Genomic DNA, 23,788 nt, shown 5'->3' on the forward strand with positions numbered 1-23,788 from the left:
GCGGGTGCCGTCGACCGGCGGGGGCTCCCCGGAGCCCCCGCCGGGACACCGTTCCGCGGAACCGCTTGTCCCGGCCGCGCCTGACCGTGAGTATCGGCCCCGTGACAGTGACACGACCGGCACGTCTCACCGGCGCGGCGCTCGCCGCCGTGCTCGCGCTCGTCCCCTTCGTCTGGATCCTGCGCGACCTCGCCGCCCTCGGCTCGCCCGAGGACCTGTTCCGGTACTGGACCGGCGACCGCCTCGTGCCCGGCCGCGCCCGGTCGGCCACCACCCTGCTCGACCCGCTGCTCTGCCTCGCCGCCGCCGGCACCGCCCTCGCGGCCCTCCGCTCCCGGCACGCCGCCGCCGCGCTCGCCGCCACCGGCGCCGTCACCCTCGCCGTACGCCTCCCCGGCCTCTGGACCCACGGCACCGGCCCCCTCGTCACCGCCCTCGCCGAAGTCGCCCTCGGCGCCGGGCTCCTCGCCACCGCCCTCGCCGGCCGCCGCCCGGCCGGCGGCCCCGACGAACCCGTCCCCACCCGGCCCCGCCCCGGACCGGCCGCCGCCGCCGGCCTCCTGCTCGCCGTCGCCGCCCTCGCCCTGCTCGCCTGGGAGATCGACCGGGCCACCGGGCTCGGCCTCCGCCTCGCCGTCGACCGCTTCACCGGCGGCCGCTCCGCCCTCGGCGCCGCGCTCGGCGTCCCGCCCGGCTGGCTCGCCGCCGTCCTCGTCGCCCTCCACCTGACGGCCGCCGGCTCCGCCTTCGCCGCCGCCCGGCACACCCGCCCCCTCGGCCTCCTCGCCGGCGGCCTCCTCCTCGGCACCGGCCTCGCCGAACTCGCCCGCCTCGCCCGGCTCCACCTCCACCCCGACGTCGTGTACGTCCGGGCACCCGAACTCGACGTCCCCGCCCTCGCCACCGCGCTCTACGGCGCGCTCGCCGGGGCCGCCGTCCTCGCCCTCCTGGCCGGGCGCGGCGCCCCCGACGCCGCACCCGTCCTCAGGATCCCGGCGGCGACCCCGCCGCCGCCCTACCCGCGCCCGCCCGGCTGGTGACCGGCGAAACCGCCCAGCGACCGCTTCAGGAAGTCGACCTGGAGCAGCAGCAGGTTCTCCGCCACCTGCTCCTGCGGGGTCATGTGCGTCACCCCCGACAGCGGCAGCACCTCGTGCGGGCGGCCCGCCGCCAGCAGCGCCGACGACAGCCGCAGCGCGTGCGCCACCACCACGTTGTCGTCCGCGAGGCCGTGCACGATCATCATCGGCCGGACCGGCTCCCGGGGCGCCGACAGCCCGTCGTCGGTGAGCAGCGACTGCGCGGCGTACACCCCGGGCTCCGCCTCCGGGGTGCCCAGGTACCGCTCGGTGTAGTGGGTGTCGTACAGCCGCCAGTCCGTCACCGGCGCCCCCACCACCGCGGCGTGGAAGACGTCGGGCCGCCGCAGCACCGCGAGCCCCGCCAGATAGCCGCCGAACGACCAGCCCCGCACCGCCACCCGGTCCAGGTCCAGCGGGAACCGCTCCGCGAGCGCCCGCACCGCCGCCACCTGGTCCTCCAGCGTCACCGTGAAGTCCCGCAGCACCGCCTTCTCCCACGCGGGGGAGCGCCACGGCGTCCCCCGGCCGTCCGCCACCACCACCGCGAAGCCCTGCTCGGCGAACCACCGCGAGGTCAGGTGCGCGTTGTGCGCGGCCACCACCCGGGGCCCGTGCGGGCCGCCGTACGGGTCCATCAGCACCGGCAGCGGCCCGTGCCCCTCCTCGTACCAGGACGGCAGCAGCACCGCGCAGGGGATCCGCCGCTCACCGGCCTCCGTGAGCACCGGCCGGGCCCGCAGCGGCGGTTCGGCCGCGTACGAACCGACCACCGCCACCGGCCGGCCCGCGCGCAGCACCCGCGCCACCGAGCCCGGCGCGTCCGGCCGGGAGGAGACCAGCACGGTCACCGCGCCGGCGCGCACCGCCCCGTGCCAGCCGACGCCCTCCGAGACCCGCTCCACGCCGGCCGACGACACCCGGTACACATGGGCCTCGCCCGTCTCCGGGGCCTCGGCCGCCTCGCCCGCCGACGCCGACACCAGCACGTCGTCCTCGCCGACGTCGAGCACCGCCCGCACGTGCAGCGAGGCGTCCGTCAGCAGCTCCCCGCCCACCGACAGCGCCCGCGCCCCGCTCTCGTCGCCGATCCGCACCAGCCTCCCGTCCGGCGACCAGCACGGCACCCCGGGCAGCAGCTCCAGCCAGGCCGGGTCCTCGTCCTCCCGCACGGTCGTCGTCGCGCCCGAGGCGGTGTCCACCGCGAGCACCAGCTGGTGCCGCTGGTCCCGTGCCTGCACGAGCAGCAGCGGCGCGCCGGCCGACGACCAGTGCACGCGCGCGAGGTAGGGGTACCGCTCCCGGTCCCACACCACTTCGGTACGGGAGCCGTCGAGGCCGTGGCGGAAGAGCCGCACCTCCGCGTCGGGCGTCCCCGCCGCCGGGTACGCCACCCGTTGCGGCTCCCGGTCCGGGTGCGCCGGGTCCGCGATGTACCACCGGCGCACCTCGCGGTCGTCCGCGCGGGCCACGAGGAGCGCGTCCGACTCCGGAGACCACCAGAATCCGCGGTCCCGTCCCATTTCCTCCGAGGCGATGAATTCGGCCAATCCGTAGGTGCTGGTCCCGTCCTCCGGAACCGCCAGTTCCCGATCGCCGGAACCGTCCGCTCCGACCACCCGCAACGCCCCGCCGGACACGTACGCCACCAGGCGCCCGTCCGGCGACGGCCGCGGGTCGATCACCGGACCCGGCACCGGCAGCTCCCGCGCCGTCCCGGCGCGCAGCTCGGCCGCGAACAGCCGCCCGGACAGCGCGAACGCCGCCAGCTCCACCGCCGCGTCCACCGCGTAGCCGACGATCCCCGCCGAGCCCTCGCGGCTGCGCTCGCGTCGCGCCCGTTCCTCGGCCGACAGCTCCTCCTCGGCCCCCGCGAGCAGCGCGGACGGCTCCGCGACGACCCGTTCCACCGGCTTCCCGCCGTCCGCCGGCAGGTCGAGCACCATCAGCGCGTGCGTCCGGTCCGTGCCCGATCCGGAGCGGACGAAGACGACCCGCTCCCCGTCCGGGGAGACCGAGAAACCGCGCGGCACCCCGAGCGTGAACCGCTGGGTCCGGGCGTGCAGGCGCGGGAAGGAGAGCCCCTCGGGTGGGGCGGCAGAGTGCTGCTGAGACAAGGTCATACGGCCGAAAGTAGCGCTGTACGCCCCCTCGCGCGCCTGTACGCCGATCAATGCGCGGGTACGGATAGTTATGATCCGTAGCGCTTGGTGGGTACCCCTTCGTGGGTATGCACTCGCGCGGGGTCCCCGGGCACATGCCCGAGGACCGTGGCAACCGCGCGAAGCACGGGAACGACCCGTACGCACCACTCGCACCACCCGTACGCAACCGCACGCACGAACCGCTCGAATCAACCGACCGAAGGTGGAGGTGAACCGCCGTGGCACTCTCGCTCTCGATCTCCGTGGTGGTGCTGCTGGCGATCGTCGTCTTCCTGCTGATCCGGAAATCCGGACTCAAAGCCGGTCACGCGGTGGTCTGTGCGCTCCTGGGCTTCTACCTCGCCAGCTCCTCCCTCTCCGACTCCATCACCACCCTCACCACCAACGTGGCGAGCATGATCGCGGGGCTCAAGTTCTGACCCGTGCGGTCGGTGGCGGCCCCGCCTCGTAGGCTGGGGCCATGACCGATCTCCCCGCCCGTCGTCTGCTCCTCGTGCACGCGCACCCGGACGACGAGTCGATCAACAACGGCGCCACCATGGCCAGGTACGCGGCCGAAGGCGCCCTGGTCACCCTGGTCACCTGCACCCTGGGCGAGGAGGGCGAGGTCATCCCGCCCGAGCTCGCCCACCTGGCCCCCGACCGCGAGGACCGCCTCGGTCCCCACCGCGTCGGCGAACTCGCGGCCGCCATGGCCGCCCTCGGCGTCACCGACCACCGCTTCCTCGGCGGCGAGGGCCGCTTCCGCGACTCCGGCATGATGGGCGTCCCCCAGAACGAGCGCGCGAACGCCTTCTGGAACACGGACGTGGACACCGCCGCCGCCCACCTCGTCGAGGTGATCCGCGAGACCCGCCCCCAGGTCCTCGTCACCTACGACCCCGACGGCGGCTACGGCCACCCGGACCACATCCAGGCCCACCGCGTCGCCATGCGCGCCGCCGACCTCGCCGCGGACCCCGCGTACCGCCCCGGCCTCGGCCCGGCCCACACCATTGCCAAGATCTACTGGAACCGGGTGCCCCGCCCCGTCGCCGAGGCCGGCTTCGCCCGCCTGGCGGCCGAGGGCTCCGCCTTCCCGAAGGACGCCGTCGTCGACGACGTCCCCGGAGTCGTCGACGAGGACCGGATCACCGCCGAGATCACCGGCGGCGACCTCGCCGCGGGAGGCTCGTACGCGGCCCGCAAGAGCGCCGCCATGGCCGCCCACGCCACCCAGGTCGCCGTCGACGGCCCCTGGTTCGCCCTCTCCAACGACCTCGGCCAGCCCCTCCTCACCACCGAGTACTACGAACTCGTCCGCGGCGCCCACGGCGCCCCGGCAGGCGAACGCGAGACCGACCTCTTCGCGGGCCTCCCCACGGCGGGCCTCCCCGCCGAGGGCCCTTCCGGCGCGGGCGAGGTGGCGGGCCGATGAACACCCCCGCCGCCCGGTACGCCGCGTACGCCGGCCTCCTCGTCCTCGGCGCCCTCGTCGGCACCGCCGGCGCCCTCGTCCAGGCCGCCTGGCTGCCCCTCGGGCTGCTCCTCGCCCTCCTCGCCACCGCCGCCCTCTTCTACGGCGGCATGCGCGCCACCGGCAACCAGCTCGGCCTCGCCGCGGCGGGCGGCGGCTGGCTCCTCGCCGTCATCCTGCTCAGCCTCGGCCGCCCCGAGGGCGACGGGCTCTTCGGCGGCGGCCTCGGCGAGCTGCTCTTCCTCTTCGGCGGCATGGGCGCCGCTGTGATCTGCGCCACCGTCAGCAGGCTGCCGCAGAACACCCCGTAGACCCTTCGGGGAACCCCCTGTGAGCAGCGGGACTTCGCACCGGGCGGGTAACCTGCGGCGCCGGACAGTATGGTGGTGCGCGCCGCCGAACCGCCCGGGACAGTACGAGCATCAGCAAGAGCGGGCGGCGGAGCCAACCGGGAGATCCTGCTTTGAGTCGTGAAACTGGTCGAGAGACCGACAGTTCGTCCACCGGCGCCCAGGGGCGCGGCGGGGCAGCCTACCCGTCGGGAACCCAGCCCTATGGATCCCGCGAGTACCCGTCGCTCCACCCGACGCAGGACGCGCAGGGGGAGACCCCCGCCGCGTCCGCGCCGCCGGAGGAGCCGAAGACCGAGACCACCCTGACGACCCGGATCCGCATCAACATTCCGGGTTCGCGGCCGATCCCGCCCGTCGTGGTCCGCAAGCCCGTCACGGACGCCGAAGCCGCCGCCCCGGCCGAGCCCGAGCGGCCCGCCCCGGCCCCCGAGCCCGAGCCCGCACCGGCCCCCGCGCCGGCCGCGCCCGAGCCGCCGCAGGCCGCGGGCGAGGCGCCCAAGGGCAAGGAGACCAGCGACTGGTTCGCCCCCCGCAAGAACGCGGGACCGGCACCCGCCGCCCCCACGGGCGCCCCGGCGGCGCCCGCCCCGAAGGCCCCCGGCGGCCCGCAGACGTCCGGCACCGGCTTCGCGGGCTCCGCGACCGCCGGAGTGCCCACGGTCGGCAGCACGCCCTCCAGCCGCCCCGTCAGCAACCCGCTGTACGACACCGGCACCCTCCCCGGCTACGAGGGCACCCCCGCCGCAGGCGTCCCCCTCTACGACGGCCCCCTGCCCGACGGCACCCCGGCCGACGGCACGCCCCGCTACGACGGCCAGCCCACCGGCCCCACCACGGGCCCCGCCTCCGGCATCGCCGACCTCGGCGCCGGCCAGGCCCCGCGCCCGCCGATGCCGCAGCGCCCCGGCGCCCCGCGCCCCGGCGCCCCCCGGCCCGGCGGCCCCCTCGCGGGCGCCCCGAAGGCCGGCGGCCCGCTCGCCGGGGGCCCCGGTGCCGGCGCCCCGCGCCTGTCCGACGACACCGCGATCCTGACGCCGCAGCAGCTCGGCAACCTGCGCGCCCAGGCCGGCCAGGGCGGTCCCGCCGGCCAGGGCGGCCCCGACGGCGGCGGCCGGATCTCCGGCGACACCCTCACCAGCGGCATCCCGGTCGTCCCCCCGGCCGGCGGCCGCCCCGACCCGAACCCGCGCGCCGAGGGACACCGGGCACCCGCCCCGGCGCCCCAGCGGCAGCAGCCCGCACCGGGCGCCACCCCCGCACCGAAGCCCGCCCCCGCCCCGGCCCCGGCCAGGAAGGGCCGCTCCAAGCTGGTCCTCGCCGCCGTCGGCGTCGTCGGCATCGCGGGCGTCGCCTACGGCGCCGGGCTCCTCCTCAACCACTCCGACGTCCCCAAGGGCACCACCGTCCTCGGCGTCGACATCGGCGGCGGCACGAAGGAGGAGGCCGTCGCCAAGCTGGAGGCGAGCCTCGGCAAGCGCGCCGCGACCCCGCTCCAGCTCACCGTCGGCGGCAAGAAGATCCAGCTCGCCCCCGACAAGGCCGGCCTCGCCCTGGACAGCCAGGAGACCGTCCGGGGCGCCGCGGGCAGCGACTACAACCCCGTCTCGGTGATCGGCTCCCTCTTCGGCGGCGAGCGCGTCGCCAAGCCGGTCTTCCCGGTCGACGACGAGAAGCTCGCCGTCGCCCTGCGGGACCTCGGGGGCTCCGCGTCGTCGGCGACCGAGGCGACGATCCTCTTCGCCCCGAACAAGGTCACCGCCGTCGAGGGCAAGCCCGGCCAGGGCCTCGACGTCCAGCGTTCGGTGATCTCGGTCAAGGACGCCTTCCGCGCCCAGGTCGAGACCGGCGTGAACAAGGTCGTCGAACTCCCGGTCAGCGTCCGCAAGCCCACCGTCACCAAGGCCGAACTGGACCGGGCGATGAAGGAGTTCGCCGAGCCCGCCATGTCCGGCCGGATCACCATCAAGGCCGGCGGCAAGTCCATCGACTTCGGCCCGGCCCGCTCGCTGCCGCAGATCCTCTCCATGAAGGCCGTCGACGGCCACCTCGTGGAGGTCTACGACAAGAAGGCGATCACCCGCCTCCTCGAAGGCACCTTCAAGGGTGTCATGGTCACCAAGGGCGACGGCTCCAAGCACGAGGTCTCCGCCGACGACGTCGCCTTCGTCATGCGCGACGCGCTCCGGGGCAAGACCAAGGCGGAGCGCACCGCCACGATCGACCTCTCGGGCAACGGCTGACGCCCGGCGCGAAGCCACGCGAACGGCCCCCGTCCTCGGGTGAGGACGGGGGCCGTACGCATGGGGGCCGCGCCCCTCACCCGGCGACGAGCACGGCGGACAGCGCGAGCGCCCCGGGCAGCGCCTGAGCGAACAGGATCCGCCGGTTGGCGGTGGCGGCGCCGTAGATCCCCGCGACGACGACGCACGACAGGAAGAACACCCGCACCCCGAACCCGGTGGGATCGTCCGCGATCAGCCCCCACACGAGCCCGGCGGCGATGAAGCCGTTGTAGAGCCCCTGATTCGCGGCCATGGCGGCGGTCTCCCGGGCGAGCCGCGCGTCGAACCCGGAGAACCGCCGCCCGGTCTCCTTCTCCCACAGGAACATCTCCATGACGAGGATGTAGAAGTGGAGCAGCGCGATCAGGGCGACGAGAATATCGGCGGTCAAGGGCATGCCCCCATTGTGAGCGCGGGAGCGGCACAGGGCCGACCACGACGCGGCCCACGCCGAGAGCCTCCACCCGCGCCCCCCGCGAAACCGGATTGTCCCGCGCCGTGTGCCCCTTCTAGACTCGGGCACCTGGGAGCGGGGTCGTAGCACAGAGGTAATGCGCCGCGATGGCATCTCGGAGGACGCCGGTTCGAATCCGGTCGCCCCGCTCCCTCCCGGAAGAGTCGCCGCGTACCCTCGCCGCATGATCGAGACAGACCTCTCCGACGTCGAAGTCGCCGCCCTCGCCGCCCGGGTGGGCGCCGGAGTCGTACGGGACGCGTACGGGCGGGAGCTCGCACGGGTCGACAAGGGCGCGGGGGACTTCGCCACCGCCGCCGACCTCGCGGCCGAGCGGGCCATCCTCGACGTGCTGCGCGCCGTCCGTCCCGAGGACGGGGTCCTCGGTGAGGAGGGCGGAGAGCAGGGGCCGGGGAACGCCCGGCGCCAGTGGCTCGTGGATCCGCTCTGCGGGACGCTCAACTACGCCGTCGGGAACAAGCTCGTCGCCGTCAACGTGGCCCTGCGCGGCGGGGCCGCGGCCGTGGCCGACCCCTTCGCGGGCGAGGACGGCGAGGTGTTCCGTACCGACGGGAAGACCGCCTGGGGCGAGGACGGCGCCGTCCTGGCGCCCACCGCCGCCACCGGGCTCGTCGACGTGAACCTCGACCCGCCGTTCCCCTCCGCGCCCGGCTTCCGGGCCGTCGAGCTGCTCGCCCACCCGGATTTCGTCGCCGGCTTCCGGCCCCGGGTCGTGTCGACCTCGCTCGCGCTCGCCTGGGTGGCGGCCGGGAAGCGGGCCGCGTACGTCACCGACGGCGGCGACCTCGCCGACAGCGTCCACTTCGCCGCCGGCATCGCCCTCTGCCGCGCGGCCGGCTGCGTCGTCACCGGCCTCGACGGCACCCCGGTGGGGGAGGGGCCCGCCCGTGGCCTCGTGGCCGCCGCCGACGCCGTGACCCACGCCCGCCTCATGGCGATGATCCGGGAGACGCCCGCCCGCCCCGGTCCCGGAGGCGCGGTCTAGTTGAGGCGGGCCCGGGCCGCCTGGGCGCGGTGGCGGATCGCGGCGGCCGACTCAGGGTCCACCGCGTCCATGATCTCCGCGTACGCCTCCATCTCCGCCGCCCCGGTGAGGAAGTCGCCGCGCTGGACGAGGAGTTCGGCGCGTTCGTAGCGGAGGCGGGCCGGATGGGAGGGGAGCAGCAGAGCGAGGTCGACCGCCCACAGGGCGACGTCGGAGCGTTCGGGGCGGGGGGTCGCCCAGGCGCGGATGTTGGCGAGGATGCGGAGCACGATGGCGCCGGGTTCGGCCGGGCGGAGCATCGAGCGGTCGAGGGCCTCGCCGGTCGCGCTCGCCACGAGCAGTTCGGCGTCCTCGCCGGTCATCGCGCGGCCGCCCGCGAAGGGGTCGGCGAGGTCGAGGTCGGCGGGGTCGCCGAAGCCGACGACGAAGTGGCCGGGAAGGCCGAGCCCGTACACGGGGGCGCCGGCGCGCCGGGCGACCTCCATCCACACCACGGACAGCAGGATGGGCAGGCCGCGGCGGCGCCGGAGCACCTCGTGGAGGAGCGAGGACTCCAGGCGCTGGTAGTCGGCGGGGACGCCCTCGAAGCCCTCGCGGACGCCGAGGAGCGCCGCCAGTTCCTCCTTCCAGGCGCCGGTGTGCCGGGTGGCGTACGGGACGAGTCCGGCGAGCCGGTCGAGTTCGACGTCCGCCCCGACGAGGTCGTGCTCGGTGAGGGCGGGGTCGGCCACCGCGCAGATCAGCAGGCAGAGCCGGGCGAGGTCGGGCCGCTCGGCCCGGGCCTCCTCCGCGAACTCCCGCCGCCGGTCGGGCGGCGGGTCCGAGGGTCTCAGGGGGTGGTCCTCCGCGCTCACGCCGCGCTCACGCCTCCGCCTGCCGGTAGTGGTGGTAGTGATGGTGCACCGCGAAGTCCATCCCCTCGTACAGCGCCCGCGCGCCGTCGTTGTCGGCCTCGACCTGGAGCCAGGCCGCCGAGGCGCCCTCGTCGAGCGCCTGCCGGGCGAGCGCGGTCATCACCGCGGTGGCCAGGCCCCGGCGGCGGTGCGCCGGATCGACCTCTATCGCCATGAACCCGGCCCAGCGGCCGTCCACGACGCAGCGGCCGATGGCGGCCGGCACCTCTCCCGTGCCCGCGACGGACGCGAACCACACACTGGGGCCGGAGGAGAGCACGTGCCGGACCGCCGGGCCCGCCTCCGTGAACCGCTGGTAGCGGCGCAGCCACGGCTCGTCGAGCGTCCGCGAGAGCCGCACCACGGCCGGCCCCGGTTCGCGGTCGGCGAGCGGCGCGAGCGCGGCGATCCGCACTTCGGCGGTGACCTCGCGCCGCCAGCCGAGCCGCTCCAGGTCGGCGCAGAGCAGCTCCTGGGTCGACGCGGCACCGGTGGCTGCCTGGACGTACGCGGGCAGCTTCCGGTCCGCGTACCACTCCCGTACGGCCTCCAGGGCCTCGGCGACGGGTCGGCCGGGATCGCCCTCCGGCAGGGCCGAGTTGGCGCGGCGGGTGAAGCCCACCCGTCGCCCGGCCACCGCCCCTCCAGGACGGGCTTCGCCCGGCCCCTCCAGAATCGCGGCCCGCAGCGTCCACGCCCCGAGCGGTGCGCTCTCGACCGGCTGCCAGGCGCGCGCGGTGACCCGGGACAGCTCGGGGAAGGTGGCGGCGGGACCGCGCCGGCGGGCGGGTGCCGCGGGGACCACCTTGCCCGCGGCCAGGCGGAGTTCCGGGATGCGGACGGTCTCGCCGCTCTTTCGTGTGATCGTGAGCACACCGGCGTCCCAGGATGTGAGCACGCCGACCGCGTCGGTGAATCGCTCACCCGGTGCGGCAGAGTCCGTCACGTACCGAACGGAGACACGTTTTCCCACGTCAGCCCTGGTGAGACGGACCTCAAGCCGCCCTCCGCCGATGTTTTCCACAGCTTCTCCGCCCCTCCTGTTCGGATCGCCCCCAAGAACGGAGATACTAGGTGCGGGCATCGACGACACCGCGCTCCCGCGCAGACCAGCCCTACCGAGGAGGAACGACAGCGTGACCTACGTCATCGCGCAGCCTTGTGTCGACGTCAAGGACAAGGCTTGCATCGAGGAGTGCCCCGTCGACTGCATCTACGAGGGCAAGCGATCTCTCTACATCCACCCGGACGAGTGCGTCGACTGTGGAGCCTGTGAGCCGGTCTGCCCGGTCGAGGCGATCTTCTACGAGGACGACACCCCGGAGGAGTGGAAGGACTACTACAAGGCGAACGTCGAGTTCTTCGACGAGCTGGGTTCGCCCGGTGGCGCCTCCAAGCTCGGCGAGATCGAGCGCGACCACCCCTTCATCGCCGCCCTGCCGCCGCAGAACGGCTGATCTTTCGTTGCACCCGCTCTCGGTCCCGTACGGCTCCGCCGCCGTACGGGACCGACGCGTATCCGACGCGTACGCGTACGTACTGAGGAAGTGAGCCAACCCGTGAGCGCAGTCTCTTCGCGCCTGCCCGTCTTCCCCTGGGACAAGCTGGAGCCGTACAAGCAGACGGCCCTGGCCCACCCGGACGGGATCGTGGACCTGTCGGTCGGCACGCCGGTCGACCCGGTCCCCGCGCTGATCCAGGAGGCCCTGGTGGCCGCCGCGGACTCGCCCGGCTATCCGACGGTCTGGGGCACGCCGGAGCTGCGGGACGCGCTCACCGGGTGGTGCGAGCGGCGCCTCGGCGCGGTCGGCTTCGCCCACGGGAACGTGCTGCCGGTGGTCGGCTCCAAGGAGCTCGTCGCCTGGCTGCCGACGCAGCTGGGGCTCGGCGCCGGCGACAAGGTGGCCTACCCGCGGCTCGCGTACCCGACGTACGAGGTCGGCGCGCGGCTCTGCGGCGCGGAGCCCGTCGTCTACGACGACCCGACGGAGCTCGACCCGGCCGGTCTGAAGCTGCTCTGGCTCAACTCCCCGTCGAACCCGACCGGCAAGGTGCTCCCGAAGGAGGAGCTGGTCCGGATCGTGGCCTGGGCGCGCGAGCACGGCGTCCTCGTCTTCTCCGACGAGTGCTACCTCGAACTGGGCTGGGACGCCGACCCGGTGTCGGTCCTGCACCCGGACGTCTGCGGCGGCACCTACGAGGGGATCGTCGCCGTCCACTCGCTCTCCAAGCGGTCCAACCTGGCGGGGTACCGGGCGGCGTTCATCGCCGGTGACGCGGCGGTCCTCGGCGAGCTCCTCCAGATCCGCAAGCACGGCGGCATGATGACGGCGGTGCCGGTCCAGGCGGCGACGGTGGCCGCGCTCGGCGACGACGCGCACGTCGTGGAGCAGCGGGCGCGGTACGCGGCCCGGCGCGACTCCCTGAAGGCGGCCCTGGAGGCCCACGGCTTCCGCATCGAGCACTCCGAGGCGAGCCTGTACCTGTGGGCGACCCGCGACGAGCCCTGCTGGGACACGGTGGCGTACCTCGCGGAGAAGGGCGTCCTGGTGGCCCCGGGCGACTTCTACGGCGAGGCGGGGGCGCGGCACGTGCGGGTCGCGTTCACGGCGACGGACGAGCGGGTGGCGGCGGCGGTCAAGCGCCTCGGCTGACGGATGGCGTGACGCGGATACGCGGAAGGGCCCGGGCGCGTGGTGCGCCCGGGCCCTTCCGCGTGCGGTGGGGCCGTCAGCCGATCGGGAGGCCGCCGAGCATCTGGCCGGCCGGGGCGCCGCCCAGCGCGCCGCCGGCGGGGGTGTTGCCGGCGCTGCCGGCGGCGGCGCCGGCGGTCTCGCCGACCGCCTGGCCGGCGCTGCCCGCGGTCTCGCCCGCGATCTTCTGGGCCGCCGGGGTGGCGGTCTTGCCGGCCGCGCCCACGGCCTTGCCGGCCGCCGGGACGGCCGTGCCGACGGCCTCGCTGCCGGTCGCCCCGGCGACGCCGGTCGCGGTCTGCGCGGCACCGTCGACGGCCGAGCCCGCGTTCGCCGCGTCGAGGGCGGTCAGGCCGCCGAGGGCGCCGGTCGGGGCGAGGCTGTGGTCCAGGGCGCTCGCGGAGCCGGCCGCACCGACCACGGGGGCTGCGCCGGCCGCGACGATCAGGGCGGCGCGGGCGATCCGGCGGGTCAGGGGGAGGGACATGGTGCTCCTTCGACGGGGGAGACGGTGGGGACGTTGCCTTTGCGGGCTGCACAACCGAGCCGGGGGCGGGGGAGGTTGCGGGCGCCGAAGGTAAAGGCTGGGCAATGCGTCGTATTGTCGGGTGGGGAGGAAAGCGGACGAACGCCGCCGGGCGCTGCGCTGTGCCGAACCGTCACTCCCCTTGCGCCCCAAGCCCCCCGCGCACCCCACCACCCCCCACGCCCCCGTCGCCCCCCCCACCGCCCCCAGATCCCCACCCCGAGCGACCCCTCGCACACCCGTCCACCCCACGGAGACCGCCGCCGCCGTTCCGTTGTGGGCATACGTTCCGCTTGGGGGTCCCCCCTGGACGAAGTCCTTGGGGGAGGAACGGGTGGGCGCAACGGAACGGCAACCTGAGCGGGTGCCTCCGCTTCTGCGCCTGGACCCGCACCCGTACGGAGCCGTGCCCGCACGGGGGAGGGGTCAGCGGGTGAGGCGGAGGTGGACCGTGGGGGGTTTGGGGGCGGCGTCGGGGGCGGGGGCGGCGCTCGACCAGCCGCCGCCCGAGTCGTCCGCGCGCCACACCTTCCCCCCGTACGACACCTCCGCGACCCGCAGCGTCGCCGCGCGGGCGACCGCCCACTGGGCCAGTTCCCAGCCGCGCCGGTCGGAGCCGTCCCCGACGGGGACGACCAGGACGGCCGGCTCCGTCGCGGAGCGCCCCGCGCCGGCGCCGCCGGAGACGGAGGTGGGCGCCGCGGAGTCGCCGAAGGCCCGCACCAGCTCCGTACGGACGAAGGCGGGGTCGCCGGGGCGGCCCTCCTTGAGGTCCGCCGTGCACGACAGGGAGGCCGGCGCCCGGCCCGTCAGCGCCGCCGACAGCAGCGTCGCGTCCGGCTCGTGCTTGGCGTACGCCTGGGGGAAGCCGCTCTTCTGGACCTTCTGCGCCGCCACCGTCAGCGGCATCCGCGAGTAGCCGGGGACCTTCTCCAGGCCCTCGTAGAACTTCCCGGCCGAGTACACCGGGTCCATGATCTGCTCCGGCGTGCCCCAGCCCATGGACGGGCGCTGCTGGAAGAGGCCGAGCGAGTCCCGGTCGCCGTGCTCGATGTTGCGGAGGGCCGACTCCTGGAGCGCCGTCGCCAGCGCGATCGTCACCGCGCGCTCCGGAAGGCCGCGGGAGGTGCCGACCGCCGCGATCGTCGCCGCGTTCGACGCCTGCTCGGGGGTGAACTCGTACCGCTGGTCCCCGCTGCCCACCGCGCACCGCGGCGCGCCTTTGCTGCCGGTCAGCTGGTGGACCGCGACGTACGACGCGAGGCCGCAGAGCACGGCGAGGGCGGCGGCCGAACGGGCGAGTCGGCCGCGACGGGCGGGGCGGGGGGAGTCGGACACGGGGCCCACCGTACTGGAGGCCGGGTTAGGGTCGGCATATGGCTGACATCACCCCGCAGGAGACTGCCCAGGAGACCTCGCTCGACCTCGCCCAGGACGGGGCCGCGCTCACCGCCGCCCTCGTCGACTTCGCGTCCGTCAGCGGGACCGAGAAGCCGCTCGCCGACGCCATCGAGCAGGCCCTGCGCGCCCTGCCCCACCTCTCGGTCGACCGCTACGGCAACAACGTCGTCGCCCGGACGCGCCTCGGCCGCGCCGAGCGGGTCGTCCTCGCCGGCCACATCGACACCGTGCCGATCGCCGACAACGTCCCGTCCCGGCTCGACGAGGACGGCGTCCTGTGGGGCTGCGGCACCTCCGACATGAAGTCCGGTGTCGCCGTCCAGCTCCGGATCGCCGCGACCGTCCCCGAGCCCAACCGCGACCTCACCTTCGTCTTCTACGACAACGAGGAGGTCGCCGCCGACCTCAACGGCCTCGGGAAGATCGCCGCCGCCCACCCCGAGTGGCTGGAGGGCGACTTCGCGGTCCTCCTGGAGCCCTCCGACGGGCAGGTCGAGGGCGGCTGCCAGGGCACGCTCCGCGTCATCCTGCACACGGCCGGCGAGCGCGCCCACTCCGCCCGCTCCTGGATGGGCTCCAACGCCATCCACACCGCCGCGCCGATCCTCGCCCGTCTCGCCGCGTACGAGCCGCGCAAGCCGGTCATCGACGGCCTGGAGTACCACGAGGGCCTCAACGCGGTCGCGATCCAGGGCGGCGTCGCGACCAACGTCATCCCCGACGCCTGCTCGGTCACGGTCAACTACCGGTACGCGCCCGACCGCTCGCCGGCCGAGGCGCTCGCGCACGTCCGCGAGGTCTTCGCGGAGTGCGACATCGCCGAGTTCGTCGTCGACGACGAGAGCCCCGGCGCGCTGCCCGGCCTCTCCCACCCGGCGGCCGAGGCCTTCATGAAGGCGGTCGGCGGCACCGCGATGCCCAAGTTCGGCTGGACCGACGTCTCCCGCTTCAGCGCGCTCGGCGTGCCCGCGGTCAACTACGGCCCCGGGGACCCGTTCTACGCGCACAAGCGGGACGAGCACGTGCATGTCGCCCGGATCCACCACTGCGAGGCGAGGCTCCGCGACTGGCTGACCGCCCGTCTCCCGTAATTTCGCGTTTCGTCACCTCAGGAGTCCTACCCTGACCCAAGAGCCAGAGAAGATCGTGGATCGGCGGAGGGAGCAGGCCATGGGCATTCCCGAGGGAATGGCGAAGCCGGAGGAGCAGCGGCTCGGTCCGGTGCTGAGGCGGAGGGACCAGGTCCAGCCGGGCACCACGGACCAGCGGCTGCTCGACACCGAGGGCGACTCGGAGTGGGTGCACACCGACCCCTGGCGGGTCATGCGGATCCAGTCCGAGTTCGTCGAGGGCTTCGGCGCGCTCGCCGAACTGCCGAGCGCGATCAGCGTCTTCGGCTCGGCCCGCACGAAGCCGGACTCGCCCGAGTACGAGGCGGGCGTGCGCATCGGCCGGGCGCTCGTCGAGGCGGGCTTCGCGGTGATCACGGGCGGTGGCCCGGGCGCGATGGAGGCGGCCAACAAGGGCGCCCGGGAGGCGCAGGGCGTCTCGGTCGGCCTCGGCATCGAGCTCCCCTTCGAGCAGGGGCTCAACCCGCACGTCGACATCGGCGTGAACTTCCGGTACTTCTTCGTCCGCAAGACGATGTTCGTGAAGTACGCGCAGGGCTTCGTCGTCCTGCCCGGCGGCCTCGGCACCCTCGACGAGCTCTTCGAGGCGCTCACCCTGGTGCAGACCCGCAAGGTGACCCGCTTCCCGATCGTGCTCTTCGGCACGGAGTACTGGAAGGGCCTCGTCGACTGGCTGCGCGACTCGGTCGTCGCCGGCGGCAAGGCGAGCGAGCGCGACCTGCTCCTCTTCCACGTCACGGACGACGTGGACGAGGCGGTCGCGCTCGTCACCAAGGAGGTCGGCCGCTAGGGCCTGTCTGACAGACAGGCCCTGGACCCCGCGGGTCCGGCGGGACGAGGCCTCAGGCCAGGCCCCGCCGGGCCACCGCCGGCTCGCGGTGGCCCGCGATCGTCGCGACCATGTCCAGGACCTGCTTCGTCTCGGCGACCTCGTGGACGCGGTACACCCGGGCACCCAGCCAGGCGGAGACGGCGGTCGTCGCCAGGGTCCCGAGGACCCGCTCCTTGACCGGCCGGTCGAGGGTCTCGCCGACGAAGTCCTTGTTGGACAGGGAGACGAGGACCGGCCAGCCCGTCTCCGTCATCTCGCCGAGCCGGCGGGTCGCCTCCAGGCTGTGCCGGGTGTTCTTCCCGAAGTCGTGGCCGGGGTCGATCATGATCCCGTCGCGCCGCACGCCCAGCGAGGCCGCGCGCTCGGCCAGTCCCACGGTGACCCGCAGGATGTCGGCCATCACGTCCTCGTACTCCACCCGGTGCGGCCGGGTCCGCGGCTCGGCGCCGCCCGCGTGGGTGCAGACGAGGCCGGCGCCGTACTTCGCGGCGACCTCCGCGAGCCGGGGGTCGACGCCGCCCCACGCGTCGTTCAGCACGTCCGCGCCGGCCTCGCAGACCGCCTCGCCGACGTCCGCCCGCCAGGTGTCCACGCTGATCACCACGTCGGGGTGGCGGCGGCGGACCTCCGCGACGAAGCCGACCGTGCGGCGGGCCTCCTCCTCGGCCGTGACCTCCTCGCCGGGGCCCGCCTTGACCCCGCCGATGTCGATGATCGCGGCGCCCTCGGCGACCGCCTGCTCGACCCGCGCGAGCGCCGGCTCGTCGCGGAAGGTCGCGCCCTGGTCGTAGAAGGAGTCCGGGGTCCGGTTCACGATCGCCATGATCACCGGCTCGTGCGGCCCGAACTCGCGCCGTCCCAAGCGCAGCATCCCTTATGTCCTCCCTTGCCACCGCTCACCTGCTCGTCTGTGACCCTAACCGCCGGTGGCACGTGGCACGATCGGCACGGGACGTTTTCCACTCCGGGGAGAGGCGCGCTGGTGTTCTGGTTTCTGCTCATCACGATGGTCGTGGTCGTCGCGGCGGTGACCCTCGCCGTCGTCGGCGGCGGCGACAGCGAGGTGCTGCCCGAGGCGGCCCCCGAGCAGCTGGTGGACCCGCTGCCGCTGAGCCGCCCGGTCGACCGCGCGGACGTCGAGGCGCTCCGGCTGCCGGTCTCCGCCCGCGGCTACCGGATGGAGGACGTCGACGACGTCCTGGACCGGCTCGCGGCCGAGCTCGCCGAGCGGGACGCCCGCATCGCGGAGCTGGAGGCGGCCCTCGCGGGCGCGCCGGCGGGCGACGGGGCGGCGGAGGGCGAGGAGCGATGACCGGAGGGACGATCCCCGGGCCGGACGGGCTCCCGCGCTGCCCCTGGGGGCTTTCCGCGGAGGACTACACGGCCTACCACGACGACGAGTGGGGCCGCCCGGTCCACGGCGACGACGCCCTCTTCGAGCGGCTCTGCCTGGAGGCCTTCCAGTCGGGCCTGTCCTGGATCACGATCCTGCGCCGCCGCGAGGGCTTCCGGCGCGCCTTCGGGAACTTCCGCATCGCCTCGGTCGCCGCCTTCGGCGACGCCGACCGCGAGCGGCTCCTCGCCGACGAGGGCATCATCCGCAACCGCGCCAAGATCGACGCGACCCTCGCCAACGCGAAGCTGCTCGCCGACTGGTCCCCGGGCGACCTGGACGCCCTGATCTGGTCGTACGCCCCCGATCCGGCGACCCGCCCGGCCCCGCGCACCCTCGCGGACGTCCCGGCGATCACCGACGAGTCGACGGCCCTGTCGAAGGCCCTCAAGAAGAAGGGCGTCCGCTTCGTCGGCCCGACGACGGCCTACGCCCTGATGCAGGCCTGCGGCCTCGTCGACGACCACCTCGCGGACTGCGCGTCCCGGGGCGGGAAGTAGCCCGCCCCGGTCCGGCACCGTCAGCGGCCGAGGTACTTCGGCTTCTCCTTCGCGAGGAAGGCGCGGACGGCGATGGTGTGGTCCTCGGAGGCGCCGGCGAGGGTCTGGAGCTCGTCCTCCTTGTCGAGGGCCTCGTCGAGGGAGTGGTCGGCGCCGTAGGCGACGGAGGCCTTGAGGGCCGCGTACGCCACGGTCGGGCCCTCGGCGAGCTTGCGGGCCAGCTTCAGGGCCTCCGCCGGCAGGTCGGCGGCGGGGACCAGGCGGTTCACGATGCCCAGGTCGTACGCCTCCTGCGCGGTGAGCGTGCGGGGGAAGAGCAGCAGGTCGGAGGCGCGGCTCTGGCCGATGAGGCGGGGGAGCGTCCAGGACATGCCGGAGTCGGCGGTGAGCGCGACGCCCGCGAAGGACGTGTTGAAGGAGGCGGTGTCGGCGACGATCCGGTAGTCGGCGGCGAGCGCGAAGCCGAAGCCGGCGCCGGCGGCGACGCCGTTGACCGCGGCGATCACGGGCTTCTTCATGCCGGTGAGCGCGCGGACGATCGGGTTGTAGTGGTCCCGGACCGTGGTCATCGTGGCGGTGGTGCCCGACTCCTGGTCCTGGAGCAGCAGACCGACGTGCTCCTTCAGGTCCTGGCCGACGCAGAACGCCCGGTCGCCCGCGGAGGTCAGCAGCACCGCGCGGACCGCCGGGTCGGCGGCGGCCGCCTCGGCCGCGTCGCGCAGCGCCACCTTGGCGGCGATGTTCAGCGCGTTCATGGCCTCGGGCCGGTTGAGCGTGATGGTGGCGAGTCCGTCGCTCACTTCGTACAGGACCGTGTCGGCCATCGGGACCCCTTCGTCTCGTGGATGGGCTGATCAGCCCAGCATGACGGAGATCACCCGTACCGCCCATGTGAGCTGCGTCAAAGAATCGGGGCCCGCGGAGCGACCCGCGGCGGCGAAGTATCGCAGGCCCGACGCCGAAATGTGGGGTTTTGCGAGAGCGCGTTGCGCAAGCGATGCCGATCGATGTTGGTCATCGGGTCCTGCGATGCGGGATAATGACCTGGAAGCAATGTGTTCGAAGCCGGTGACGCGTGCTCCGTAGTACGGAGCTGCCCGGCTGAAGATGAGCTGGTTTCAGGAAGGGGAACGAGCATGGCGGCCATGAAGCCGCGGACGGGTGACGGCCCGCTCGAGGTGACCAAGGAGGGGCGGGGCATCGTCATGCGCGTTCCGCTCGAAGGCGGCGGTCGGCTCGTGGTCGAGCTGACCCCGGACGAGGCCGAGGCGCTCGGTGATGCCCTGAAGAAGGTCGTCGGCTGACCCTCCCCTAATTCCTGTCCCACCGCCCCGGTACGGCCCCGCCGCACCGGGGCGGTGGCGTGTCCGGAGGGGGAAGCCGGGAGAGGGGCTCAGCCGCGCCGGACCGCGCACAGCAGGCCGTCGCCCACCGGCAGCAGGGTCGGAAGCAGCTGGGAGCTCTCCCGGACCGTGCGCAGCAGCTCGCGGACCCGCTGCACCTCGGCCGGCTGGGCGCCGGAGTCGACCGTGCGGCCGTCCGCGAAGACGCCCTCGAAGCAGACCAGACCCCCAGGTCGGAGCAGGCGCAACGATTCAGCGAGATAGTCCGGGTACTCCCCCCGGTCGCCGTCGCAGAAGACGAGGTCGTACCCGCCGTCCGCGAGCCGCGGCAGCACGTCGAGGGCCCGGCCCGGGATGAACCGCGCGCGGTTGCCGGCGAAGCCCGCCGCCCGGAACGCCGTCTTCGCGAACTGCTGGTGCTCCGGCTGCACGTCCACCGTGGTGAGGGTGCCGTCGGGGCGCATCCCGAGCAGCAGGTAGATGCCCGACACGCCCGTGCCCGTACCGATCTCGGCCACCGCCTTGGCGTCCGCCGACGCGGCCAGCAGACGCAGCGCCGCGCCCGTGCCCGGCGACACCGAGGGCAGCCCTGCCTCACGGGCCCGCTCGCGGGCCCAGCGCAGCGCTTCGTCCTCGGCGACAAAGGCGTCGGCGAACGCCCAGTTCGTCTGCCGGTTGGCGGTAATGGCCCTCTCCTGTCCCCTTAGTTGGCGCAACGGTGACTGTATCCGCTGTCAGCGGGAACCCGCAGATGGGACCGGGCGTTCACCAGGGGAAGGACGAGCGCGTGAGGCGGCCGACGGCGCCGGTTCAAAAGCTCGTAAAGATTCTTATCCGGAGCTAACGGGCGAGGTGGCTATGGTAGGGGCTCCACTGGACACCACCAGAGCCGATAGGGGAGGTGCGGCTGCGCCTGTGGATCGGAGAGGGGCGCTGCGTCGCCTCCTCAGGTCGGCGGGTGAGCCGAAATCCGTGACCGACACCGCTGACCAGCTCCACACCACCGACACCGCACCCACCACCGCGACCTTCGCATCGGATGCGGAATCGCAGGCGTGGACTCCGCCCACCTGGGAGGAGATCGTCAGCACGCACAGCGGCCGCGTCTACCGCCTCGCCTACCGTCTGACCGGCAACCAGCACGACGCCGAGGACCTCACCCAGGAGGTCTTCGTCCGCGTCTTCCGCTCGCTGTCGACCTACACCCCGGGCACCTTCGAGGGCTGGCTCCACCGCATCACCACCAATCTGTTCCTCGACATGGTCCGCCGCAAGCAGCGCATCCGCTTCGACGCGCTCGCCGACGACGCCGCCGAGCGGCTCCCCAGCCGTGAGCCCTCCCCCCAGCAGGTGTTCAACGACACCCACTTCGACGCCGACGTCCAGCAGGCCCTCGACACCCTGGCGCCCGAGTTCCGCGCCGCCGTCGTCCTCTGCGACATCGAGGGGCTCTCGTACGAGGAGATCGCCGCGACCCTCGGCGTGAAGCTCGGCACCGTCCGCAGCCGCATCCACCGGGGCCGCTCCCACCTGCGCAAGGCGCTCAAGCACCGCTCGCCCGAGGCCCGGGCGGAGCGCGCCCTGGCCACCGTCGGATGGGAGGCCGGGACAGCGTGAGCGGCACCCGTCCCCCGTCCCCGAGTCCCGCCGAGCACCACCTCGGGGACCGGCTCGCCGCGCTCGTCGACGGCGAGCTCGGCCACGACACCCGCGAGCGGGTCCTCGCCCACCTCGCCACCTGCGCCCGCTGCAAGGCCGAGGCCGACGCGCAGCGCGCCCTGAAGAGCGTCTTCGCGTCCAGCGGCGCCCCGCAGCCCTCCGAAGGCTTCCTCGCCCGCCTCCAGGGACTTCCCGGCGGCCCCGGCGAGCCCGGGCGCTCCCCGCTGGAGCAGCTCCTCGAAGCCGGCGGCGTGAAGAGCGACGGCTTCGCCACCGCGCCCCCGGCCGCGCCCGACACCGGCACCGGCACCGGCTTCCGGGTCCACACCGTCACCGCCCCGTCCGGACGCGGCCGGCGCTTCGCCGTCGCCGCCGCCGGCGCGGTCTCCTTCGCGGCCATCGCCCTCGGCGGCACGATCCCCGTCGAGAGCTCCCTCACCGCCACCGCGCGCGGCGGGCAGGGCACCGGCACCGCGGTCACCCCGCTGCGCGCGGGCGCCTCCGGGGGACCCGGCACGGGCTCCGGCTCCGTCACCGGGCGGTCGGACCGCTCCGAGCGCTCCCCGGGCGGCGCCCAGTCCGTGGCCGGCGCCCCGCTGGTCCCCGGCGGCACCGTCCCCTCGGGCGCGGTCCCGGCGGACGTGGACCGGGCCGGTCCGGTGACGGCGGTACGGCTCCGGACGGCGGTGCAGGCGCAGTCGCTCCTCGCCCTCTCGCCGTTCATACGCCCGACGGCCCCCGCACTGCAGCTGGCCCTCGGCCCGGCGCCCAGCCCGGCCCCCAGCCCGTCCGGCGTCCCGCCGGGCTCCCACCGCTGACCTCCGACCTGGTTGAATCCTCGGTCAGAGCGCCCGAACCACCGGGCGCTCACGGGTCAGCGGTTGCGGGGAGAGCATGAACGACGGGAAGCCGAACTGGTGGAGCCGGCCTTCGACGCCCCCGGAGGCGGCGCGGATACCCACGCCGCCCCCGGCGGAGGCGGAAGACTTCCCCCTCCAGGCCCCGGACCCGGCCGAGCCCGCCACGCCCGCGCCGGTGGCGGTGGCGGAGCCGGCCACGGAGGCGCCCGCCGCCCCCAGGGTCGACATGACGAAGGAACCGGCGCCCGCGGAGGCCGCCGAGCCCACGGAGGCGGCTGAGGCCCCTCGGGCCCCCGAGGCCACCGACGCGGCGCCCGCCCCGGTGGAGCCCCTGACGGCCGACGCCGCCCCGGCGGAGCCCGTACGCGACGAGGCGACCGCCCCCCAGCCCCTGCACGAGCCCGACGAGTACCGGACGCCGCCCTACGGCGAGCCGGGGCCGTGGGCGCCCGCGCCGCCGGTGCAGCGGCCCGCCGCGCCCCTGCCCACCGCTCCCCTGCCCGCCGCGCCCCTGCCGGCCCCGCAGGCCGCCGTCCCGCCGCAGGCACCCGTGCCGCCGCAGGCCTGGGGCCAGTACGACCCCTGGGGCGCCGGCCACGCGCCCGTGCCCCCGCCCGCGCGGAAGAAGTCCCGGCGCGGCCTCGCCCTCGTCGGGGCCCTCGCCTTCGCCCTCGTCACCGGCGTCATCGGCGGCGGCGTCGGCGCCTACGTCGAGCGCAACGGCGGCATCGGCACGGTCCAGCTCCCGCAGTCCGAGGCCGGGACCACCGACCGCGCGCCCGACAGCGTCGCCGGCATCGCCGCCGCCGCCCTGCCCGGCGTCGTCACCCTGCACGTCAGCGGCGGCGGCTCGGCCGGCACCGGCACCGGCTTCGTCCTCGACAACCGCGGCCACATCCTCACCAACAACCACGTCGTCGACGCCGCCGCCACCTCCGGCGACATCACCGTCACCTTCTCCAGCGGCGAGACGGCGTCCGCCAAGCTCATCGGCAAGGACACCGGCTACGACCTCGCCGTCGTCCGGGTCACCGGCGTCAACGGCCTCAAGCCGCTCCCGCTCGGCAACTCCGACGACGTCCGCGTCGGCGACCCCGTCGTCGCCATCGGCGCCCCCTTCGACCTCTCCAACACGGTCACCTCCGGCATCATCAGCGCCAAGGAGCGCCCCATCACCGCCGGCGGAGAGAAGGGCGACGGCAGCGACATCTCCTACGTCGACGCCCTCCAGACCGACGCGCCCATCAACCCCGGCAACTCCGGCGGCCCCCTCCTCGACGGCAAGGGCCGCGTCATCGGCATCAACAGCGCCATCCGCGCCGCCGGCGGCTCCGGCGACGGGGACGGCGGCAGCGGCGGCCAGGCCGGCTCCATCGGCCTCGGCTTCGCCATCCCGGTCAACCAGGGCAAGCGGGTCGCCGAGGAGCTCATCAACACCGGCAAGGCCACCCACCCGGTCATCGGCGTCAGCCTCGACATGCAGTTCAACGGCGACGGCGCCCGCGTCGGCGACAAGGGCAAGGACGGCGCGCCGGCCGTCACCCCCGACGGCCCCGCCGCCAAGGCCGGCCTGCGCCCCGGCGACGTCATCACCAAGGTCGACGGCCAGCGGGTGCACAACGGCGAGGAGCTGATCGTGAAGATCCGCGCCCACCGCCCCGGCGACGCGCTCGCCCTCACGCTGACGCGCGACGGCCGCGAACTGACCAGGACGATCACGCTCGGCTCCGCCCAGGGCACCTGAGGACCTGCCCGAGTACATG

Annotated in this window: 25 protein-coding genes and 1 tRNA gene; 17 read left to right on the forward strand and 9 right to left on the reverse strand. The window is 74.7% G+C overall.

The genetic code is table 11. From position 1 onward, the window contains the following. Window positions 1-101: 101 nt before the first annotated feature. Window positions 102-1,040 carry a hypothetical protein gene (locus tag ABZ621_RS19125; RefSeq protein ID WP_360605926.1) on the forward strand — a complete coding sequence of 313 codons (939 nt, stop codon included), beginning with the start codon at window positions 102-104 and terminating at the stop codon, window positions 1,038-1,040. Here the strand turns inward: ABZ621_RS19125 and ABZ621_RS19130 are convergent. Next, complete coding sequence (locus tag ABZ621_RS19130; protein ID WP_360605928.1) at window positions 1,016-3,202, reverse strand: prolyl oligopeptidase family serine peptidase; 2,187 nt, start codon at window positions 3,200-3,202, stop codon at window positions 1,016-1,018. The genes ABZ621_RS19125 and ABZ621_RS19130 overlap by 25 nt on opposite strands. A 260-nt stretch (window positions 3,203-3,462) precedes the next feature. Between ABZ621_RS19130 and ABZ621_RS19135 the strand changes: the two genes are divergently transcribed. The 4 genes from ABZ621_RS19135 to ABZ621_RS19150 all read left to right on the forward strand — a co-directional run bounded on the left by ABZ621_RS19135 (window position 3,463) and on the right by ABZ621_RS19150 (window position 7,293). Continuing rightward, window positions 3,463-3,663 (forward strand): hypothetical protein, encoded by a 201-nt coding sequence (locus tag ABZ621_RS19135; RefSeq protein ID WP_169087190.1) that lies wholly within the window; start codon window positions 3,463-3,465, stop codon window positions 3,661-3,663. Window positions 3,664-3,704: 41 nt separating this feature from the next. Next, a complete protein-coding gene (gene mshB, locus ABZ621_RS19140; protein ID WP_360605930.1) occupies window positions 3,705-4,661 on the forward strand; it encodes an N-acetyl-1-D-myo-inositol-2-amino-2-deoxy-alpha-D-glucopyranoside deacetylase in 957 nt (318 codons plus the stop codon). Beyond that, window positions 4,658-5,011 carry a DUF6113 family protein gene (locus tag ABZ621_RS19145; RefSeq protein ID WP_360605932.1) on the forward strand — a complete coding sequence of 118 codons (354 nt, stop codon included), beginning with the start codon at window positions 4,658-4,660 and terminating at the stop codon, window positions 5,009-5,011. Before mshB ends, ABZ621_RS19145 begins: the two co-directional genes overlap by 4 nt. Window positions 5,012-5,163: 152 nt before the next feature. Beyond that, a complete protein-coding gene (locus ABZ621_RS19150; protein WP_360605935.1) occupies window positions 5,164-7,293 on the forward strand; it encodes a hypothetical protein in 2,130 nt (709 codons plus the stop codon). Between the two features lie 76 nt (window positions 7,294-7,369). On the opposite strand, the gene ABZ621_RS19155 is transcribed toward ABZ621_RS19150, so the two are convergent. Then, a complete protein-coding gene (locus ABZ621_RS19155; protein ID WP_360605937.1) occupies window positions 7,370-7,732 on the reverse strand; it encodes a DUF1304 domain-containing protein in 363 nt (120 codons plus the stop codon). Between the two features lie 132 nt (window positions 7,733-7,864). Here ABZ621_RS19155 and ABZ621_RS19160 point away from each other — a divergent pair. Together ABZ621_RS19160 and ABZ621_RS19165 are read left to right on the forward strand one after the other, a co-directional pair. Continuing rightward, window positions 7,865-7,939: transfer RNA gene (locus ABZ621_RS19160), tRNA-Ala, on the forward strand. Between the two features lie 34 nt (window positions 7,940-7,973). Further along, entirely contained in the window at window positions 7,974-8,795 is an 822-nt protein-coding gene (locus ABZ621_RS19165) for an inositol monophosphatase family protein (RefSeq protein WP_360605939.1), read from the forward strand. On the opposite strand, the gene ABZ621_RS19170 is transcribed toward ABZ621_RS19165, so the two are convergent. Together ABZ621_RS19170 and ABZ621_RS19175 are read right to left on the reverse strand one after the other, a co-directional pair. Next, complete coding sequence (locus ABZ621_RS19170) at window positions 8,792-9,628, reverse strand: transglutaminase-like domain-containing protein (protein WP_360606122.1); 837 nt, start codon at window positions 9,626-9,628, stop codon at window positions 8,792-8,794. The two genes, ABZ621_RS19165 and ABZ621_RS19170, sit on opposite strands and share 4 nt — an antisense overlap. A gap of 28 nt (window positions 9,629-9,656) precedes the next feature. Continuing rightward, on the reverse strand, window positions 9,657-10,712 hold the full coding sequence (locus tag ABZ621_RS19175; protein ID WP_360605941.1) for a GNAT family N-acetyltransferase: 1,056 nt from the start codon (window positions 10,710-10,712) through the stop codon (window positions 9,657-9,659). 112 nt (window positions 10,713-10,824) lie between these two features. On the opposite strand from ABZ621_RS19175, the gene fdxA reads away from it, so the two are divergent. Further along, complete coding sequence (gene fdxA / locus ABZ621_RS19180) at window positions 10,825-11,145, forward strand: ferredoxin (protein WP_015035968.1); 321 nt, start codon at window positions 10,825-10,827, stop codon at window positions 11,143-11,145. Between the two features lie 102 nt (window positions 11,146-11,247). Continuing rightward, window positions 11,248-12,342, forward strand: coding sequence for a succinyldiaminopimelate transaminase (gene dapC, locus ABZ621_RS19185; RefSeq protein WP_360605943.1), 1,095 nt, complete (start codon window positions 11,248-11,250; stop codon window positions 12,340-12,342). Window positions 12,343-12,418: 76 nt separating this feature from the next. Here dapC and ABZ621_RS19190 read toward each other — a convergent pair whose 3' ends face one another. Both ABZ621_RS19190 and ABZ621_RS19195 read right to left on the reverse strand, forming a co-directional pair. Next, window positions 12,419-12,868: an ATP-binding protein gene (locus tag ABZ621_RS19190; protein WP_360605945.1), complete on the reverse strand. Its 450-nt coding sequence runs from the start codon at window positions 12,866-12,868 to the stop codon at window positions 12,419-12,421. A gap of 465 nt (window positions 12,869-13,333) precedes the next feature. Continuing rightward, entirely contained in the window at window positions 13,334-14,254 is a 921-nt protein-coding gene (locus ABZ621_RS19195; protein ID WP_360605947.1) for a hypothetical protein, read from the reverse strand. 29 nt (window positions 14,255-14,283) lie between these two features. Here ABZ621_RS19195 and dapE point away from each other — a divergent pair, with 29 nt between their 5' ends. Together dapE and ABZ621_RS19205 are read left to right on the forward strand one after the other, a co-directional pair. After that, window positions 14,284-15,399: a succinyl-diaminopimelate desuccinylase gene (gene dapE / locus ABZ621_RS19200; RefSeq protein ID WP_360605949.1), complete on the forward strand. Its 1,116-nt coding sequence runs from the start codon at window positions 14,284-14,286 to the stop codon at window positions 15,397-15,399. A 79-nt stretch (window positions 15,400-15,478) separates the two neighbouring features. Then, window positions 15,479-16,228 carry a TIGR00730 family Rossman fold protein gene (locus tag ABZ621_RS19205; protein WP_360605951.1) on the forward strand — a complete coding sequence of 250 codons (750 nt, stop codon included), beginning with the start codon at window positions 15,479-15,481 and terminating at the stop codon, window positions 16,226-16,228. A 52-nt stretch (window positions 16,229-16,280) separates the two neighbouring features. Here ABZ621_RS19205 and folP read toward each other — a convergent pair whose 3' ends face one another. Beyond that, window positions 16,281-17,141, reverse strand: coding sequence for a dihydropteroate synthase (gene folP / locus ABZ621_RS19210; RefSeq protein WP_360605953.1), 861 nt, complete (start codon window positions 17,139-17,141; stop codon window positions 16,281-16,283). A gap of 111 nt (window positions 17,142-17,252) precedes the next feature. Between folP and ABZ621_RS19215 the strand changes: the two genes are divergently transcribed. Then, the gene (locus ABZ621_RS19215; protein ID WP_360605955.1) at window positions 17,253-17,582 is read left to right on the forward strand and encodes a DivIVA domain-containing protein; all 330 of its coding nucleotides are present in this window, start codon (window positions 17,253-17,255) and stop codon (window positions 17,580-17,582) included. Then, window positions 17,579-18,163, forward strand: a complete 585-nt coding sequence (locus ABZ621_RS19220; protein ID WP_360605957.1) for a DNA-3-methyladenine glycosylase I — start codon at window positions 17,579-17,581, stop codon at window positions 18,161-18,163. The genes ABZ621_RS19215 and ABZ621_RS19220 overlap by 4 nt, the downstream gene beginning before the upstream one ends. A gap of 20 nt (window positions 18,164-18,183) precedes the next feature. On the opposite strand, the gene ABZ621_RS19225 is transcribed toward ABZ621_RS19220, so the two are convergent. After that, complete coding sequence (locus ABZ621_RS19225) at window positions 18,184-18,987, reverse strand: enoyl-CoA hydratase-related protein (RefSeq protein ID WP_360605959.1); 804 nt, start codon at window positions 18,985-18,987, stop codon at window positions 18,184-18,186. 312 nt (window positions 18,988-19,299) lie between these two features. On the opposite strand from ABZ621_RS19225, the gene ABZ621_RS19230 reads away from it, so the two are divergent. Next, on the forward strand, window positions 19,300-19,467 hold the full coding sequence (locus ABZ621_RS19230; RefSeq protein WP_009997451.1) for a DUF3117 domain-containing protein: 168 nt from the start codon (window positions 19,300-19,302) through the stop codon (window positions 19,465-19,467). 89 nt (window positions 19,468-19,556) lie between these two features. Here the strand turns inward: ABZ621_RS19230 and ABZ621_RS19235 are convergent, their stop codons facing one another. Beyond that, complete coding sequence (locus ABZ621_RS19235; protein ID WP_360605961.1) at window positions 19,557-20,222, reverse strand: O-methyltransferase; 666 nt, start codon at window positions 20,220-20,222, stop codon at window positions 19,557-19,559. Between the two features lie 142 nt (window positions 20,223-20,364). Between ABZ621_RS19235 and sigE the strand changes: the two genes are divergently transcribed. From sigE to ABZ621_RS19250, 3 genes are all read left to right on the forward strand, one after another. Further along, on the forward strand, window positions 20,365-21,123 hold the full coding sequence (gene sigE, locus ABZ621_RS19240) for an RNA polymerase sigma factor SigE (RefSeq protein ID WP_360605963.1): 759 nt from the start codon (window positions 20,365-20,367) through the stop codon (window positions 21,121-21,123). Next, window positions 21,120-21,983 carry a zf-HC2 domain-containing protein gene (locus ABZ621_RS19245; RefSeq protein WP_360605965.1) on the forward strand — a complete coding sequence of 288 codons (864 nt, stop codon included), beginning with the start codon at window positions 21,120-21,122 and terminating at the stop codon, window positions 21,981-21,983. The genes sigE and ABZ621_RS19245 overlap by 4 nt, the downstream gene beginning before the upstream one ends. A gap of 76 nt (window positions 21,984-22,059) precedes the next feature. Beyond that, window positions 22,060-23,769 carry a trypsin-like peptidase domain-containing protein gene (locus ABZ621_RS19250; RefSeq protein ID WP_360605967.1) on the forward strand — a complete coding sequence of 570 codons (1,710 nt, stop codon included), beginning with the start codon at window positions 22,060-22,062 and terminating at the stop codon, window positions 23,767-23,769. Window positions 23,770-23,788: the final 19 nt, after the last annotated feature.

Source organism: Streptomyces sp. NPDC007863, from assembly GCF_040633895.1.
Lineage (GTDB): Bacteria > Actinomycetota > Actinomycetes > Streptomycetales > Streptomycetaceae > Streptomyces.

What these genes read in the sequence shown, in the direction of transcription:
- ABZ621_RS19130 (WP_360605928.1), bottom strand. Translation starts at nt 3,202, where the DNA reads ATGACCTTGTCTCAGCAGCACTCTGCCGCCCCACCCGAGGGGCTCTCC.
- mshB (WP_360605930.1), top strand. Translation starts at nt 3,705, where the DNA reads ATGACCGATCTCCCCGCCCGTCGTCTGCTCCTCGTGCACGCGCACCCG.
- ABZ621_RS19145 (WP_360605932.1), top strand. Translation starts at nt 4,658, where the DNA reads ATGAACACCCCCGCCGCCCGGTACGCCGCGTACGCCGGCCTCCTCGTC.
- ABZ621_RS19155 (WP_360605937.1), bottom strand. Translation starts at nt 7,732, where the DNA reads ATGCCCTTGACCGCCGATATTCTCGTCGCCCTGATCGCGCTGCTCCAC.
- ABZ621_RS19165 (WP_360605939.1), top strand. Translation starts at nt 7,974, where the DNA reads ATGATCGAGACAGACCTCTCCGACGTCGAAGTCGCCGCCCTCGCCGCC.
- ABZ621_RS19190 (WP_360605945.1), bottom strand. Translation starts at nt 12,868, where the DNA reads ATGTCCCTCCCCCTGACCCGCCGGATCGCCCGCGCCGCCCTGATCGTC.
- dapE (WP_360605949.1), top strand. Translation starts at nt 14,284, where the DNA reads ATGGCTGACATCACCCCGCAGGAGACTGCCCAGGAGACCTCGCTCGAC.
- ABZ621_RS19205 (WP_360605951.1), top strand. Translation starts at nt 15,479, where the DNA reads ATGGGCATTCCCGAGGGAATGGCGAAGCCGGAGGAGCAGCGGCTCGGT.
- folP (WP_360605953.1), bottom strand. Translation starts at nt 17,141, where the DNA reads ATGCTGCGCTTGGGACGGCGCGAGTTCGGGCCGCACGAGCCGGTGATC.
- ABZ621_RS19220 (WP_360605957.1), top strand. Translation starts at nt 17,579, where the DNA reads ATGACCGGAGGGACGATCCCCGGGCCGGACGGGCTCCCGCGCTGCCCC.
- ABZ621_RS19225 (WP_360605959.1), bottom strand. Translation starts at nt 18,987, where the DNA reads ATGGCCGACACGGTCCTGTACGAAGTGAGCGACGGACTCGCCACCATC.
- ABZ621_RS19230 (WP_009997451.1), top strand. Translation starts at nt 19,300, where the DNA reads ATGGCGGCCATGAAGCCGCGGACGGGTGACGGCCCGCTCGAGGTGACC.
- sigE (WP_360605963.1), top strand. Translation starts at nt 20,365, where the DNA reads ATGGTAGGGGCTCCACTGGACACCACCAGAGCCGATAGGGGAGGTGCG.
- ABZ621_RS19250 (WP_360605967.1), top strand. Translation starts at nt 22,060, where the DNA reads ATGAACGACGGGAAGCCGAACTGGTGGAGCCGGCCTTCGACGCCCCCG.